This window comes from Rhodoferax sp. (assembly GCF_028688795.1).
Taxonomy (GTDB): Bacteria; Pseudomonadota; Gammaproteobacteria; order Burkholderiales; family Burkholderiaceae_C; genus Rhodoferax.
Map to the genome: position 1 here is coordinate 1 of NZ_JAQTXM010000006.1, position 16667 is coordinate 16667.

The window sequence follows — 16667 nt, forward strand, 5'->3', positions numbered from 1 at the left end:
CCACCAAATTTGGCTGCCAACACCGAGGTGATGGCCGCTGTCAGGGTGGTTTTGCCATGGTCAACGTGACCGATGGTGCCCACGTTGACGTGGGGCTTGGTGCGCGTGAATTTTTCTTTTCCCATTTTCAGACTCCGAAGATTAAAAGACGGTCAATAAAAAAGGCGATCAACCTACAACAACCAGTTGAATGCAAAACACCCAAATGGTGCCCATTCCGGGAATCGGACCCGGGACCTCTCCCTTACCAAGGGAGTGCTCTGCCACTGAGCCAAATGGGCGATATACCTGTGCACTAGCCAACTGCGCAAACACTGGAGCGGGAGACGGGAATCGAACCCGCGTCATTAGCTTGGAAGGCTAGGGTTCTACCATTGAACTACTCCCGCCTCGAAGCTGAACCCGTCAACCTGTCAGCGCACCACGCTTCGCAGCAGCGTCACACTCAAATTCATTGGTGGAGAGGGCTGGATTCGAACCAGCGTACTCGTAAGAGGGCAGATTTACAGTCTGCTGCCATTAACCACTCGGCCACCTCTCCACTGTGAGCCGCTGATTATGCCACCAAATCTGCGCTATTGCCAAGTAATTTACTTTTCACCGAAATCTGTCCAATAGATGGGCGGCCGACCATGCGACTGCAAAAAATGGTTTGCCTGCGAAAAGTGGCCGCACCCGATGAACGGCTTGGGTGGGCGCAACGCCGACAAGGGTGAAGGATGGTTAGCCGTCAAGACCAGCACTGTTGGTGATTGCGAATCATCTTCTGCCAAGATCAAGGATTGGTATGCTTGCGCATGGGCGCCCCACAGCATAAAAACCACCGGCTGATGCCGCTGCACCACCGCCTGAATGACTGCACGGGTCAAGCCATCCCAGCCGATGCGCGCGTGGCTGGCAGGCCGCCCCTCCTCCACCGTTAGGCAGGTATTCAGCAACAAAACGCCTTGCCTAGCCCATCCAACGAGTGAGCCCTGGAACCCAGCACCCGAGGCCTGCAACTCCGGGTCACGTGCCAACTCCTTGAGAATATTCCGCAGCGAAGGCGGCAAGGCCACACCCGGCGCGACTGAAAAGGCCAACCCTTGCGCCTGGCCGGCGCCGTGGTAGGGGTCTTGCCCAAGAATCACCACTTTGACGCTAGCCAATGCGGTGAGCTCCAGGGCGCGGAACGGGTACACAGGAAAGATGGTGGCACCCGCATCCAGGCGCTGCTGAAGCAGGGTGGCCAGTCGCTGGCCCGCGGGGCTGCGCAAATAATCATCGACCAGAGCTGACCAATCAGGCGCAACCGGCCAAGCATTGGGCGCCCACGCGCGCAGGGCTGCCATCAGGTCGGATCAAACAACGCGGCCAGCGCCGCCCCTGGCTCTGGGGCACGCATGAAGGCCTCACCGACCAGAAACGCATTGACCCCGGCCGCACCCATGCGCAGCACGTCGTCCCGGCTGTGAATGCCGCTTTCACACACCAACAAGCGCTCAGCGGGAATGTTGCGCATCAGGCTCAGCGTGGTGTCAAGCGACACCTCAAACGTCTTGAGGTTGCGGTTATTGACGCCGATCAGCGGCGTTTTGAGCTTGAGCGCACGCGCCAACTCACTGGCGTCATGGACTTCGACCAACACGGCCATGTCCAGACCGTGGGCGATCTGCTCAAAGTCTTTCATTTGCGCATCGTCTAGGCAAGCGGCGATCAGCAAAATGGCATCGGCGCCCATGGCACGCGACTCATAAATTTGGTAGGAATCAACCATGAAATCTTTGCGCAGCACCGGCAATTGGCACGACGCCCGGGCCTGCTTGAGAAAGTCCACACAGCCTTGGAAAAATTGCACATCAGTGAGCACTGACAAGCAGGCTGCACCGTATTCTGCATAGCTTTGAGCAATGTCGGCGGGAATAAAGTCCTCCCGCAACACGCCTTTGGACGGGCTCGCTCTTTTGATTTCGGCGATCACCGCCGCGTGCCCCGAGGCAATTTTTGCGCGCATGGCGCCGACAAAATCCCGCGTCAGCACGCGGCTCTCGGCGTCATAACGCACATCGGCCAACGATTTGCGCGACAAGGCAGCGGCGACTTCTTCGCGCTTGACCGCCACGATTTTTTCCAGAATATCAGTCATGTTGGGTTGGCTCCTGCGAGCCTTTTTTGAGAATGTTGATAAACACGCGGTGCAACACCAGCCCCGCGACAATAAAAAGCACCGAGATGCCAATGGCGATCCAGGCGCCGTCCGTGTTCAAAAGTGCCATGTCAAACCCCGCTCAGGGCATGTGCGGCCGTCACCAAGGCGGCCAGCTTGGCTTTGGCGGCACCCGATTCCAGCGCAGCACGCGCCAAGTCAACGCCCTCTTTCATCGAGTTGGCCACATTGGCCGCGTACAGCGCCACGCCTGCGTTCAGCACCACAATTTCTTTCGGCGGCCCATCCACGTTGTCCAGCACGCCCAGCAACATGGCGCGCGACTGCTCAGGCGTTTCCACCTTGAAGGCGCGGCTGCTGGCCATCGTCAGACCAAAGTCTTCGGGGTGAATCTCATATTCGGTCACCTGGCCGTTTTTCAGCTCACCCACCAGCGTGGCGGCGCCCAGTGACACCTCGTCCATGCCGTCCTTGCCGTAGACCACCACGGCATGGTCGGTGCCCAGGCGCTCCAGCGCGCGCACCTGAATACCCACCAGATCAGCGTGAAACACGCCCATCAAAATGTTCGGCGCACCAGCTGGGTTGGTCAGCGGCCCGAGCAGGTTGAAAATGGTCTTGACGCCCATTTCACGGCGCACCGGGGCCACGTTCTTCATTGCCGGATGGTGGTTCGGGGCAAACATGAAGCCCACACCCACTTGCTCGATGCACTTGGCAATCGCGTCCGGCGTGAGGTTGATATTGACACCCAGCGACTCCATCACATCAGCGCTGCCGCTTTTGCTTGAGACACTGCGCCCGCCGTGTTTACTGACCTTGGCCCCGGCCGCGGCCGCCACAAACATGGCGCAGGTGGAGATGTTGAAGGTGAACGCGCCATCGCCACCGGTGCCCACGATGTCAACCATGTGGGTCTTGTCGGCCACATTGACCTTGGTGGAAAACTCGCGCATCACTTGCGCCGCGGCGGTGATTTCGCCAATGGTTTCCTTTTTGACGCGCAGACCAGTGATGAACGCCGCCAGCATCACCGGACTCCATTCGCCCGCCATGATTTGCCGCATGATGTAGAGCATTTCGTCGTGAAAAATCTCACGGTGCTCAATGGTGCGCAACAGCGCTTCTTGCGGGGTGATGGTGATGAGGTGAGTCATGGCGCTCCTTGGTCTGATGGATAGGGTCTGGTCACGGCGGCCAACCCAGTGGCCGCGCTTCACGGGGCTGGATTGTCCGTCAAGGCCAATTTGAGGCCAAAGCCCACAAACATCACCCCCGCCACACGCTCCAGACCATGCATGCCGCGCTGCACCAACGTGAGGCGGCGGGAGGCCCATGCCCCCAGCCCGGCATAGGCCAGGTTGATCGGCAAGGCATTGACCGTGAACAGAACGCCCAGCAAGCCAAACGCCAAGGGCTTGTTGGCGGCGCCCGGGGCAATGAACTGCGGCACAAAGGCCAGAAAAAACAACGCAACCTTGGGGTTGAGCGCATTCGTCCCAAAGCCCTTAAAAAATATAGATTTTAGGCTTCTAGCTCTTGTATCTATTACGCTAGAAGCTACTGAATTTATAGTATTTCGAGATTTGCTCAACATCAGTTGTAGTCCGACATAAAGCAAATAAAGCGCCCCCACCCACTTCAACACCGTGAACGCCGCACTGGACGCGGCCATCAGCGCGCTGACCCCCAAAGCCGCTGCCAACACATGCACAAAGCAACCGGCACTGATTCCCAGCGTGGCCACCACGCCGGCGCGAAACCCACCGCGCAGCGCGTTCGTCACAATAAACAACACATCAGGCCCCGGGGTCAGGTTCAGCAACCAACCCGCCAGCACAAACAAGCCCAGGTGATCAATGCCCAAGGCCCCCGGTGACAGGCCCGCCAGCTGGGCGCCCAGCGCTTGCAACATCGTCACCAGGCCCTTGCTGTTGGCCCTGGCAGCAACGCCCAAGTCGGCGCATGGCGAGTCGTCGTCACTTGAAAAATGCCCTGATGGCAGCCACGGCGTGGTCAATGCCTGCCTGGTCCACATCCAAATGCGTGACAAAACGCAGACGGTACAAACCGGTGGCCAGGACACCATACTGCTGTAAATAAGCGAGCAACTCAGGGGCGCGCGCCTTAGCGTTGCCGATCAAATCGACAAACACCATGTTGGTTTGGGGTGGCTCTACCTGTACGCCCGGCAAACCCTGCAAGCCACTCGCCAGCCGCGCCGCCAAGGCATGGTCATCGGCCAGCCGGGTCAGATGATGGTCCAGCACATGACTACCCGCCGCCGCCAACAGGCCCGCCTGACGCATGCCGCCGCCCGCCATCTTGCGGATGCGATGGGCTTTTTTGATCAGGTCGGCGCTGCCGCACAACACCGAACCCACCGGGGCACCCAAGCCCTTACTCAGGCACACCGAGACACTGTCAAAACACTGGGCAATGCGCCGGGCTTCAGCCACGATGGCCGCTTGGCTGGGTGGCACGGCAACACCAGCCGCAGATATCGCCTGCGCCACGGCTGCATTGAACAGGCGCGCGCCGTCCAGATGCCGCGCCAAGCCGTGGTGCGCGGCCAGTTCCGTCGCCGCCTGCACATAGTCAAACGGCAGCCATTTGCCGCCAAAAGTGTTCTCAAGTGTCAGCAAACGGGTTTTGGCAAAGTGCACATCGTCGGGCTTGATGGCGGCTTCGATGTCATCAAGGGCCAGCGTGCCATCTGGCTGATGATTCAAGGGCTGCGGCTGCACGCTGCCCAACACCGCTGCGCCACCGCCTTCCCAGCGGTAGGTGTGGGCGTATTGGCCCACGATGTACTCGTCGCCACGCTGGCAGTGCGCCAGGATGGCGCACAGGTTGCTTTGCGTGCCGGTGGGCACAAACAGCGCAGCATCGAACCCCAGCATCGCGGCCAATTTGTCCTGCAGCGCGTTGATGCTCGGGTCGTCGCCAAATACGTCGTCACCCACCGGAGCGGCGGCCATCACGGCACGCATGGCGGAGGTCGGTTGCGTCACGGTGTCGCTGCGCAAGTCAGCAATGAGGGGGTGTGTTTTATGCATGATTATTGCCTCTAGGCCATATTAAATAAGCGCAAGCAGCTATTACTTCAGGAGCCTCTTGGTTTCAGAAAATTGGCCAACATGGCGTGGCCGTGCTCGGTCAGGATGCTCTCAGGGTGAAACTGCACACCTTCGATGTCGAGGCTAGTGTGTTTGATGCCCATGATTTCGCCGTCGTCGGTCCAGGCGGTGACTTTCAGACAGGCCGGGCAAGTGGCGCGCTCGATGGAGAGCGAGTGGTAGCGGTTCACCGTGAACTGCGCAGGCAGGCCCGCAAACACGCCCTCTTGCGTGGTCGTCATGACACTGGTTTTACCGTGCATGAGCTGCTGCGCCCGGATGATATTGCCGCCAAAGGCCGCGCCAATCGCCTGATGGCCCAGGCACACCCCCAAAATAGGCAGCTTGCCCGCAAAGTGCTGGATGGCGGGCACCGAAATGCCCGCCTCTTTGGGTGAACAAGGGCCGGGTGAGATCACCAGCCGGTCCAGCTGCCCGGCAGCCAGCATCGCATCGATGTCAGCTAGGCTGATTTCATCGTTGCGCGCCACGGTCACGTCAGCCCCCAGCTCACCCAGATATTGGACGATGTTATAGGTAAAGCTGTCGTAGTTGTCGATCATTAATAGTTTCATGGCAGTCATTTAAAGTGGTTCGATTTTCATCAAGGCGGCTTGCTGAAGGCAGCAAGCCGGTTAGTAAAGGGGGCTTTGGACGCCAGCCCATTGGCGCCACTGCGGGTCAGTCACAAACGCGCTGGCCCAGGCAAACACCTGCTCTGCAGGCATAGGCCGGGCAATGCCATAGCCCTGCACCACGTCGCAGCCCAGGCGCAGCAGCAGCCCGCCCTGGTCTTGCGTTTCAACACCTTCGGCAATCACATGCAGCTTGAACAACGAGGCAATGTGGATGATGGACTCAACCAAGGCGCGGTCGTCGGCATCTTCCAACATGTCACGCACAAAGCTTTGGTCAATTTTGAGGGTTTGCACCGGAATGCGCTTGAGGTAACTCAGCGACGAATAACCGGTGCCGAAGTCATCCAGCGAAAAATCAATGCCCAAAGCGCGGCAATTGGCAATCAAGGTCTTCATGGCCCCAACGTCACCCAACGCCACCGACTCCAAAATCTCAAACTCCAGCAAGCTCGCTGACACCTGCGGATAACAAGCCAACAAGATCTGAAGGCGCGGCAAGAAGTCTTCCTGCTGAAAGTGCCGCGCCGCAATGTTGACACTCACTGGCCAGGTCTGACCCTGTTGCTGCCACAGCGCCAGCTGTTTCAGGGCTTGCTCAATGACCCATTCGCCAATCGCCACAATCACATCAGACTGCTCCACCAGGGGCAAGAACGAGAGCGGCGGAATCATGCCGTCTTGCGGGTGCTGCCAGCGCAGCAAAGCCTCAAAACCCACAACGTCGCCGGTGCGCAAATTCACCTTGGGCTGGTAATACAACAGCAACTCGTTGTCAACAATCGCCTGGCTGACCCGGGCCAGCGTTTGCTGAACGGATTCTTGCTGAATGTCTTGCAGCACATCAAAGCGGTGGTAGCGGTTGCGCCCAGTTTGTTTGGCAACGTACATGGCTTGGTCAGCATGGCGCAGCAGCGTGTCGGGGTCAGAGCCATCGGCCGGAAATACCGTAAATCCCAAGCTGCCGGTGATGGCAATGTGGTGACCTTGGAGCTCAAAGGGCTCAGACAGGGTTTGCAAAATGCGCGCCAGCAGCTTGGTCAAATCCACGTCATCGGCCAGGTCTTCAAGCAAGATCACAAATTCGTCACCGCCCAGTCGCGTCAGCGTGTCGACGGCGCGCAACTCTTGGTTCAAGCGCGCCGTGAGTGCCACCAGCAGGGCGTCACCCACGGAATGACCATAGGTGTCATTGACGGGCTTGAACTTGTCCAAGTCAAGCAGGCACACGGCCAGTTGGGTGCTGTCGCGCCTGGATTTTTCAAGTGCCCGCTCAAAACGGTCGGCCAGCAGCACGCGGTTGGGTAGGCCGGTGAGTGCGTCATGACTGGCCTGCCATTGCAGACGTTCTTGCACCTGGTCACGCTCAGACACATCACGCAGCACCAGCACACAGCCCAGCACGTGCCCCAATACCGGGCCACGTTCTGAAAAAATTGGCGTGGCCAGGCTTTCTACCGACACCAGGCTGCCCTGCGGCTTGACCAGCACGGTGTGCGTGCTCGACTGGGCAGCCACGCCTGAGGCCAGCACCTGCATCACCGGATTGGTCAGCCGCACCTGCGTGGCACTGTCTTTGAACACCAAGAAACCAGCCACGGGCTTGCCCAGCACCTGAGTCAGGGGCCAGCCGGTCAGATGTTGAGCCACTTCATTCATGAAGCTCACCAAACCCCGGGCGTCGGTGGTGATGACGGCGTCGCCAATCGAGGCCAGCGTGACCTGCGCCAGCTCCTTTTCTGCCTGCAGCGCGTCTTTCAGGTCGCGCTCGGTCTGCCGCTGCACGCCCAACGCGTCCAGCATGATGTTGAAGGCCCGCGCCAGATGGCTCACCTCGTCGCTGCCGCCCGCCATGGCCCGCACCTGTGATTTGCCGGTGCTCACCTCGTCAGCCACTTTGGCCAGGGCTGTCAGGCGGCGCGTCAGGCGGCTGGCCAACAACCACGCCAGCACGACACCGACAGCAATTGCCAGCAAGGTGTAAAGCAGGCCGCTTTGGGTGATCGCCGCAAGCCGGGTGGCAGTGGCACTTTGTGACACACCCACTCGAACCCAGCCAATTCGGTCGCGCTGCACCAGCACCGGCACCACCACATCAGCCAGGGTGCTGCTGCGCACCAGCAACTGGGGGCTGGGGTCAACCGCAACGGCAAAGCGGTCGGCATCCGCCAAAAACTGGCCACGCAAGCCAGGCTGACCATGCGCCACAATTTTGCCGCTGGGCAACACCACCATCACATGTGTGACACCGGGATAGGCGCTGATGGCCATCGTTAACTCCTGCAAGCCGGACAAGTCTGACGACAGCAGGGGCGTGGCAGAAATCAGGCTCAAGTTTTGCGCCAGACTGATGGCCTGGCTGGTTTGGCTCTCGATCAAAAAATCGCGCTGGCGCAGCGACAAGTCGTACACAAACAAACTCATCATGACGGCATGCACCAGCGCCACGCCCCAGATTAACTGGCGGCGTACCGTGCCCGACAACCAGCCAGGTAGGCGCACGGGGTGATCCCTCATTTTTGGTTTTTCACCAGCCGATTGAATTCGGCCATGAACGTCATGACGACCTCAAAGTCCGAGTCACTGGCGCTGACAAAACGCGTGGTGTCAATGCCTTTCAAGAGCTGTTGCCCTGGGGCAGAGTCTTGCAGAGTAATGAGCACCCGCTTGACTTGCGCCACCACCTCAGGCGGCACATCGTTGCGTGCAACGATGGCGTTTTGAATCAGGGTGGGCGTTTGCCAGATCACTTTCAGGTCAGCCGCTTCAACCGGGTTGGACTTCTCAAATGCCTGCCACGCCGTCGGCCAGGTGGCGCTGATGTCGCTCTGATGCAAATAGGCGTTCATGATGGACGAGTTGTGCGTGCCGACGTACTTGTTGGTAATGTCGGTGGCCACGTTGATGCCATTTTTTTGCAAGTAGAGCTGCGGCATCATGGCCGCCGCCAAGGCCGTGGGCGCGGGGTATGCCACCACTTTGCCACGCAAGTCGGCAGGGGTTTGGATGGGGCTGTCTTTGCGCACAATGAAGACCCCGCGAAACAGCTCGTCGTTGCCCATTTTTGCAATCACGTGATAACCCCAATCGCGTGACAGGGCCGCGTGGTAGGGGTTGGGCAATGAAAAGTGCGATTTGCCCACGCGAAGTTTGCGCTCATAGTCGGCGTAGTCGCTAGAGGTCTCAAGGTCAAACGAGGTGCCGGGCAACTGGGTTTCCAGGTAAGCCATCAAAGGCTCAAATTTTTGATGCAACAGCTGCGGGTTTTGCAACGGATGCACGGCAAAAATATAGCGTGTGGTCGGGTCGGTCACCGCGGGCTTGTTGGTGTACTGCGGTGCGGGGGTGGTCTCTTCACGGCTACAGCCTGCCAAGCCCAAAAGGCACACGACAGCCAAGCCAAGCAAATACCGAATGGCTGGACGCTGTGGGCACTTGAGTAACTCAAACATCGCGTTCCCTCAGGTTAACTTTCATGGCCCGCATGGCCTTGAAATTTGACTTGTAGCGCCGCTGCCAGGTGTTCAACTTTTATTTGCATTCACTTCCCCCTGCCCCTTTCGGTGAATCTGCTTGGTCGACACACGCTTCTTGAAGCTTCTGCTCCAAAAACCGCACAATGTCCTCGCTCTTGGGTAATTCCAACTGGTACTTTGACACGAACAGTTGGTTGTCCATGCCCGCCAGCGCAAACTTGGCCAGGGAATGCTTTTTATGCGTACACAACAGGATGCCAATGGGTGGGTTGTCCCCCTCTGACATCATCTCTTGTTTGTACCAACTCACATAAGTATTGAGTTGGCCGATGTTCTCATGGCTGAACTCGGCCAGTTTCAACTCCACCAGGACGTGGCATTTCAGGATGCGGTGGTAAAAAACCAAGTCAACAAAGTAATACTCATCGCCAATCAAAATCCGCTTTTGACGGGCCTCAAAGCAAAACCCATGGCCCAACTCAAGCAAGAAATCTTCAATTTTGCCAATCAGTTGCCCCTCCAGATGTGATTCATTCATCACCTCCTGAGGGGTCAGACCCAAAAATTCAAACACGTACGGATCACGCACAGTCATCGCAAGCGATGCCTTTTGTGCGCTCAACTGGACGAGGCCGGACAGCTTCTTCTTGTCTATCGAAAGACCGCAACGCTCGTAGTAAAGGCTATGGATTTGCCGTTTAAGCTCCCGCACTGACCAGTTGCCTTGAATGCACTCCACCTCAAAAAAAGTCCGTTTGTCGACGTCCTGCAAATTGATGAGCTCCACTATATGAGTGAAGGACAGTCGCGAAACCAATGTTTTGCCGTCTATCCTGAAGGATGGAGTCGGCTCCACAGTTGACAACGGAGCTGCATCGCCAACGGCTTGCCCTTCTAAACCCACACCCTGCAGCCCAAAGGATAGCCATTGTGGAGCCGCCGCCTCCACAATTTGGGGATAGGTCAGGTAGAACTGGCGATACCGATAAATCTCGCGACGGTCACAACGCGAAATACCCAACCGGGTCAGGCTATCGGACAGCCGATCCATCAACTTGTCGCCATACTCAGCCCGGTCAACACCACGACGCTCATACGCCTCAACGTAAAGGCCAATCATCCAATTACGCAAGGTCAAGCTGGCATTGACCGCCCGGCTCGCCTGAACTGTCAACTCCTCATGCACTTGCTGAATACGACCCACCAGCGAGCTGAAATTCAGATCAAACTCCCCAGGCGAAAGACCCGCTTTGACAATCTTGCGGGGGCGCTTTTCGTCCATGGTCAAGGCTCCATCCGCACGGCCACGGGCTGATCCAGCGCCGGGTCATACACCACATATTGGTCGCGCCCAGCAGACTTGGCGGCGTACATGGCCACGTCGGCGTGGTGCGACAGCGTGGCCTCGTCCTGCCCGTGCTCGGGGTACATGGCGATGCCGGCGCTGCTTGAAATGTGCACGCTTTGACCACTCATCAAGCGAAAAGGCTCCAGCAGCACGGCATGGATTTTTTCAGCCACCTGCATCGCATCCAGCGACTGGCGAATGCCATCGAGCAGCACCACAAACTCATCCCCACCGACGCGTGCCACGGTGTCGGACTCGCGCACGCAGGTGCGCAAGCGGTGCGCCACCGATTGCAGCAGCAGGTCGCCCGCAGCATGACCATAACGGTCATTCACTGGCTTGAACTTGTCCAGATCAACAAAGATCAGCGCCAAATGGCCCTTGTCGCGCTTGGCGTGGGTCACCGCATGCACCAGGCGGTCGGTTAGCAGGCGGCGATTGGGCAGGTTGGTGAGCGGGTCAAAAAAGGCCAGGCGCTTGACTTCGTCCTCGGCCGCTTTTCGCAAGGTGATGTCGGTATGTGTCGCCACGTAATGCGTGATGAGCCCGGCCTCGTCGCACACCGCCGTGATGCACTGCCAGCACGGGAACTCCTCGCCACCTTTGCGGGTGTTCCATATCTCGCCCTGCCAACTGTGATGCTCTTGCAGTTCAGCCCACATGGTGGCGTAAAAATCGCCCTCATGACGCCCTGATTTGAACAGCCGTGGGTTGTTTCCAACAACCTCACTGGCGGCATAACCAAACAACGCGGTAAACGCCTGGTTGACGCGCAATATCTCTACCTGAGCATTGGTCACAAACATGCTTTCATGCGACTCAAACGCGGCTGCCGCCACGCGCAGTTCGGCCTCTTCCAGCTTGCGCGCGGTCACATCCTCTGTGGCGCCAATCAAGCGGCGTGGCACACCGTGGTCATCCGTGTACAAGGCCGCACGATTGCGCATGAACCTCACCTGCCCGTCTGGGCGACGAATCTGAAACGTCATTTTGAAGGGTTGATCTTGCTTGATGGCAACCCGTGTGGCCTCGCGCATGCGCTGCAGGTCTTGCGGGCTCAGCAGCCCAATCCACTCGTCATTGCGCGCGCCAGCATTTTTCGGATTCAAGCCAAACAGGGTGAACATCGCGTCATCCCACTGGTAGTGCTTGGTCACCAGGTCAAACTCCCAAATGCCCACACCACTGGCTTCGGTTGCCAATTTGAGCCGCTTTGCGGTGACGATTTTTTGCGCCCGATGGCGCTGAAATACCGACAGACCAAACACACTCAAGAGCACAAACAGCAGATAACCCACGACCTGCGCCAGCACCGCCTGCTGCCAGGACCGATACAACACGCTGAGGTCACGGTCCAACACCACCACCAGCGGCTTGCTCATGGCCAGCGCGACTGGGGCCAGTGTGCGGATAACCGCCAGCCGAGAAATTTTGCTGCCATCCAACACGCCGTTGAAATGACTCAAAGCCTGCTGGCTGCGCAAATGCTGGCTCAGCGAAGGTGGCGTGGCGGCCAGATCTTGCCCCGGTGCCTGGCCCGTGTAGGGCTGGCTAATGAAAATCTGGCCGTCACCATGAACCAGCATGGCCCGCATGTCGTCACTGTAGCGCACCGAATTGAGCAAAATCTCAAAGTCGACAGGGTCAATGGCGGCCGACACCACGCCGGCAAACTGGCCCTTGTCATCGAGCAGCACCTTCGAAAAATTGATGACGTAATTGTTCAGCACAGACAGAAAGGGCTGGCTCACGTACAGGCGCTTCGGGTCAAGTGTCTTCAGTGGTGCCTGGACATAATCTCGATGGAAAAAATTCCGCCCCAGCAACTCTTCGCGACTTGAAAAAACCACGACACCTTGCGCATCCGTGACCAAAAATGTGCGCACCGATGACACCGCTGCAGCCATGTTTTCCAGGGTTTGCCGCCCCTCAATGTGCCCCACCGGGTTACTCTGCCAATAAGGCAAAACCCGCTGCACGGCCAACAGGCTTTGGTTGATGGCGTTAAGTTGGCGCGTCAGGTTGTCTTCGATCACGCGGGTCTGGGTGATCAGCCGGTCAAGCTCTTGAGCCTCCAGGCGGTCACGATCGCGCGACAGACCCAAGCCCAAAAGCGCACCCAAGACCAACAGCACTGCCGCCAGCAGCAGCCACAAGCGCCGGCGCAGCACAAGACTTTTCACTCCAAGCCTTCTTCAACCAGCTCGGCCGCCCGCAGCAGCGCACGCGCCTTGTGCTCAGTCTCGCGCCACTCCAGCTCGGGCACGCTGTCGGCCACCACACCAGCGGCCGCCTGCACGTAAAGCATCTGTTCCTTGATGATGCCGGTGCGAATGGCAATGGCCACATCCATGTCGCCGGCGTAACTCAGGTAGCCACAAGCGCCGCCGTACAGACCGCGTTTGGTGGGCTCCAGCTGGTCGATCAACTCCATGGCGTGTACCTTCGGCGCACCAGTGAGCGTACCAGCCGGGAACGTGGCCTTGAGCACATCCATGCTGGTCATGCCGTCCAGCAAGACGCCTTCGACATTGCTCACGATGTGCATCACATGGCTGTAACGCTCCACGCAAAAGGCGTCGGTAACCTTGACGCTGCCAGTTTCTGCAATGCGGCCAATGTCGTTGCGTGCCAGGTCAATCAGCATCACGTGTTCGGCGCGTTCTTTGGGGTCGTTGATCAGCTCGACTTCAGCGGCCTTGTCCAGTTCAGGCGTGGCGCCACGAGGGCGCGTGCCGGCCAGCGGGCGAATGGTGATTTTTTGCACCAACTGCCCGTCTTGCGTGACTTGCTCCTGACGCACCAGAATTTCAGGCGACGCCCCCACCACATGAAAGTCAGCGCCGTCGGCCGTGGCGCCGCTGAAGTTGTAGTAATACATGTAAGGGCTGGGGTTGAGCGAACGCAGTGCCCGGTACAGGCTCAGGGGTGACTGGGTATAGCGCTTTTTGATGCGCTGACCCACCTGCACCTGCATGAAGTCGCCACCGGCAATCAGTTCTTTGGCACGCTCCACGGCGGCAATGTAGTCGGCCTTGGCAAAGTCGCGCACAACCTCAAACCCTGCACTGGGCGACACCTGCGGTGCGTGCACCGGCTGGTTCAGCTGGGCCTTGAGTTGTGCCAGCCGCTCGGTGGCGCACTGGTAAGCCTGTGGTTGGGCCGGGTCGGCATAGACCATCAAATAAAGCTTGCCCGACAGGTTGTCGATGACCGCCAGCTCCTCACATTGCAGCAGCAAGATGTCGGGGCAGCCCAACTCATCGGGCGGACAGGTGGCTTGCAGTTTTTTCTCGATATAACGCACCGCGTCGTAGCCAAAATAGCCCGCCAGGCCGCCACAAAAACGCGGCATACCGGGCTGCAAGGCCACCTTGAAGCGTTGTTGGTAGTCGGCAATAAAGTCCAGCGGGTTGGCGCTAGAGGTTTCCACCACCACACCATCGGTGACCACCTCGGTGCGGGCCTGGTCGCCAAAACCACTGGCGCGCAACAAGGTGCGGGCCGGCAGCCCAATGAAGCTGTAGCGCCCAAAGCGTTCACCGCCCACCACCGATTCAAGCAAGAAACTAAAGGGGGCACTGTTGGCCAGCTTCAGATAGAGGGAGAGCGGCGTTTCCAGGTCGGCAAAGGCCTGTGCCACCACGGGAATGCGGTTAAAACCCTGTTGGGTCAGGACGTTGAATTCGGCTTCAGAGATCACAACTGTCTTTCGTTGGGGGAACTCGGTGGGGCATTCAGGCGGCCCACACACAAAGAATTCATTTTGCCCCAAGACGCACCGCAACCACCAACCCGTTTCGCCACCCCGCTTCCTGAATCTGCAGCGATGCCGGACGAGCCCTTCGTGGCACCCGAATTCCTGCCACTTTGATGGGCACCTGACCGAGATCCCAAACAGCAGATCAAAGGCTCAAAGCGTTGTGGTTACGGGCCAAAAGCAGCGTGAAATCGGTCTTAATGATGACAACCCCATCACAAAACGAAGCTGCGAGCCCGCCATGAATCAACTGAAAGTTTCAACCCGACTGGCGATCGCGTTCAGCGTCATCGTGCTGATCACCCTGCTGTCCAGCGCCTTGGCATTATTTGAACTCAAGAGCATCCAAAACAACCTGGACGAAGTTGTCAACAGCAACAACGCGAAAGTTGCCATCAACACCAACATGGCGGAGTCGGTCCACATCGTGTCGCGTGTCATGCGCAGCGTGGTACTGCTGACCGACAACGCTGAAAAAGCGACGGAGAAAAAGAAAATCGACGACGAGCGCCTTCGCTACGACAAGGCCCGTGCAGCGATGGACAAATTCCCCGCCGGTGAGCAGGGCAAAAGCAAACGTGACGCCATTGATGCTGCGGCCGCCAAAGCCCGCCCGCTGAACACGCAGGTGATTGAACTGGGGCTAGCGGGTAAAACGCAAGAGGCTACCACCTTGCTGATGGCACAAGCAGCGCCCGCCACCACGGCCTGGCTGGCCACCATTGACGACAACATCATGCGGCAGGAAACGCTCAACACCCAGCAATACGATGCGTCAACCAGCAGCTACGTCAACGGACGAAACGTCTTGATCGGCTTTGCCTTGCTGAGTTTGCTGGTCGGGTTCGGGTTGGCTGTTCTGGTGACGCGCAGCATCGTCCAGCAGCTTGGCGGCGAACCTGCCGAGGTGTCCAAGCTGGCCAACGCCATTGCCAACTCAGATTTGAGCAACGCCATTAAGGTGGCTAGTGGCGACAACACCAGCGTGGTGGCTGCCATGGCCCGCATGCAAGACAACTTGTTGGGGGTGGTCAGCCATGTGCGCCAAGGCTCAGAATCAGTAGCGACTGCCAGCGCCGAAATCGCCCAAGGCAACCAAGACCTGAGCGACCGCACCGAAAGCCAAGCCAGCGCCTTGGAGCAAACTGCCGCCAGCATGGAAGAACTTAGCTCGACCGTGAAACAAAACGCCGACAACGCCCGCCAGGCCAACCAACTTGCCATGAGCGCCAGCAGCGTGGCCATCCAGGGCGGCGAAGTGGTAGCCCAGGTGGTTGACACCATGAAAGGCATCAATGAGGCTAGCCGCAAGATCAGCGACATCATCAGTGTGATTGACGGCATTGCGTTCCAGACCAACATTCTGGCGCTGAACGCTGCCGTAGAAGCCGCCCGCGCCGGCGAACAGGGCCGTGGCTTTGCGGTGGTGGCCAGCGAGGTGCGCAGCTTGGCCGGGCGCAGCGCCGAAGCCGCCAAGGAAATCAAGACCCTGATCAACGCCAGTGTCGAGCGCGTGGAGCAGGGCACCACGCTGGTCGATCAGGCTGGCAGCACCATGCAGGAAGTGGTCAGCAGCATTCGCCGCGTGACCGACATCATGGGCGAGATCAGCGCGGCCAGCAACGAGCAAAGCCAGGGTGTCAGCCAGGTCGGTGAAGCGGTGACACAAATGGACCAGGTGACGCAGCAAAACGCTGCCTTGGTGGAAGAAATGGCCGCAGCAGCAGGAAGCCTCAGGTCACAAGCGCAAGACCTGGTGCAAACCGTGGCAGTGTTCAAACTCGGCGCAGGTGATGCCACCCACATGGTCGTGCCCACCGCCGCCGTGCGCTCCCACCCGCCCAAAGTCAGCAACTTCAAGGGTGCTGACCGACGAGCCGTTGGCACGCCCAAAGGTGCAGCAGCGCGTGGCCAAGCCGCACCCAGCAGACCAGCACCGACCAAATCAGCCGCCCCGGCACCGCTGGCCGCCCCTGCGCCCAAGCCGGCAGCCCAGGCCAGTGGCAACAGTGATGGGGATTGGGAAACGTTTTAACGGCAGACGCCAAAGGCAAGTGGCACGGCTGAGCAGCCCCGTGAAAACCCTTGCCTTTTTTGCTGAACAGCGGACAAAAACATCCGTATCATCGCACTGAGCCAACTTCAGTTTGGCAAAAATGAACCGAAATCAGGGGAGGCAGATC

At 58.7% G+C, this 16667-nt stretch carries 14 protein-coding genes and 3 tRNA genes; 1 reads left to right on the top strand and 16 read right to left on the bottom strand.

Annotated elements, in window-relative coordinates:
- The 16 genes from PHQ58_RS06135 to PHQ58_RS06210 all read right to left on the bottom strand — a co-directional run.
- On the bottom strand, window positions 1–125 hold a 125-nt coding region (locus PHQ58_RS06135; RefSeq protein ID WP_300108865.1), incomplete at its 3' end, for a GTP-binding protein.
- A gap of 81 nt (window positions 126–206) precedes the next feature.
- A tRNA-Thr gene (locus tag PHQ58_RS06140) sits at window positions 207–281 on the bottom strand.
- Between the two features lie 34 nt (window positions 282–315).
- Window positions 316–389: transfer RNA gene (locus PHQ58_RS06145), tRNA-Gly, on the bottom strand.
- 66 nt (window positions 390–455) lie between these two features.
- Window positions 456–541 (bottom strand) — tRNA-Tyr (locus PHQ58_RS06150).
- Window positions 542–590: 49 nt separating this feature from the next.
- Window positions 591–1331, bottom strand: a complete 741-nt coding sequence (locus PHQ58_RS06155) for a uracil-DNA glycosylase (protein ID WP_300108471.1) — start codon at window positions 1329–1331, stop codon at window positions 591–593.
- The gene (trpC, locus tag PHQ58_RS06160; protein WP_300108474.1) at window positions 1331–2125 is read right to left on the bottom strand and encodes an indole-3-glycerol phosphate synthase TrpC; all 795 of its coding nucleotides are present in this window, start codon (window positions 2123–2125) and stop codon (window positions 1331–1333) included. The genes PHQ58_RS06155 and trpC overlap by 1 nt, the downstream gene beginning before the upstream one ends.
- The gene (locus PHQ58_RS06165) at window positions 2118–2255 is read right to left on the bottom strand and encodes a hypothetical protein (protein ID WP_300108477.1); all 138 of its coding nucleotides are present in this window, start codon (window positions 2253–2255) and stop codon (window positions 2118–2120) included. The genes trpC and PHQ58_RS06165 overlap by 8 nt, the downstream gene beginning before the upstream one ends.
- 1 nt (window position 2256) lies before the next feature.
- On the bottom strand, window positions 2257–3303 hold the full coding sequence (gene trpD / locus PHQ58_RS06170) for an anthranilate phosphoribosyltransferase (protein ID WP_300108479.1): 1047 nt from the start codon (window positions 3301–3303) through the stop codon (window positions 2257–2259).
- A 59-nt stretch (window positions 3304–3362) separates the two neighbouring features.
- Window positions 3363–4166 carry a LysE family translocator gene (locus PHQ58_RS06175; RefSeq protein WP_300108482.1) on the bottom strand — a complete coding sequence of 268 codons (804 nt, stop codon included), beginning with the start codon at window positions 4164–4166 and terminating at the stop codon, window positions 3363–3365.
- A complete protein-coding gene (gene ltaE, locus PHQ58_RS06180; protein WP_300108485.1) occupies window positions 4126–5205 on the bottom strand; it encodes a low-specificity L-threonine aldolase in 1080 nt (359 codons plus the stop codon). Before ltaE ends, PHQ58_RS06175 begins: the two co-directional genes overlap by 41 nt.
- Window positions 5206–5252: 47 nt before the next feature.
- Window positions 5253–5840 (bottom strand): aminodeoxychorismate/anthranilate synthase component II, encoded by a 588-nt coding sequence (locus PHQ58_RS06185; protein ID WP_300108488.1) that lies wholly within the window; start codon window positions 5838–5840, stop codon window positions 5253–5255.
- A 60-nt stretch (window positions 5841–5900) separates the two neighbouring features.
- Complete coding sequence (locus PHQ58_RS06190) at window positions 5901–8417, bottom strand: EAL domain-containing protein (protein WP_300108491.1); 2517 nt, start codon at window positions 8415–8417, stop codon at window positions 5901–5903.
- Window positions 8414–9352 (bottom strand): phosphate/phosphite/phosphonate ABC transporter substrate-binding protein, encoded by a 939-nt coding sequence (locus PHQ58_RS06195; RefSeq protein WP_300108493.1) that lies wholly within the window; start codon window positions 9350–9352, stop codon window positions 8414–8416. Before PHQ58_RS06195 ends, PHQ58_RS06190 begins: the two co-directional genes overlap by 4 nt.
- 79 nt (window positions 9353–9431) lie before the next feature.
- Window positions 9432–10658, bottom strand: a complete 1227-nt coding sequence (locus tag PHQ58_RS06200) for a PDDEXK nuclease domain-containing protein (RefSeq protein ID WP_300108496.1) — start codon at window positions 10656–10658, stop codon at window positions 9432–9434.
- Between the two features lie 2 nt (window positions 10659–10660).
- The gene (locus tag PHQ58_RS06205; RefSeq protein WP_300108499.1) at window positions 10661–12907 is read right to left on the bottom strand and encodes a diguanylate cyclase; all 2247 of its coding nucleotides are present in this window, start codon (window positions 12905–12907) and stop codon (window positions 10661–10663) included.
- Window positions 12904–14427: an anthranilate synthase component I family protein gene (locus PHQ58_RS06210; protein WP_300108502.1), complete on the bottom strand. Its 1524-nt coding sequence runs from the start codon at window positions 14425–14427 to the stop codon at window positions 12904–12906. Before PHQ58_RS06210 ends, PHQ58_RS06205 begins: the two co-directional genes overlap by 4 nt.
- Window positions 14428–14725: 298 nt before the next feature.
- Here PHQ58_RS06210 and PHQ58_RS06215 point away from each other — a divergent pair, with 298 nt between their 5' ends.
- Window positions 14726–16519 carry a methyl-accepting chemotaxis protein gene (locus tag PHQ58_RS06215; protein WP_300108505.1) on the top strand — a complete coding sequence of 598 codons (1794 nt, stop codon included), beginning with the start codon at window positions 14726–14728 and terminating at the stop codon, window positions 16517–16519.
- The last annotated feature ends 148 nt before the right edge of the window (window positions 16520–16667 follow it).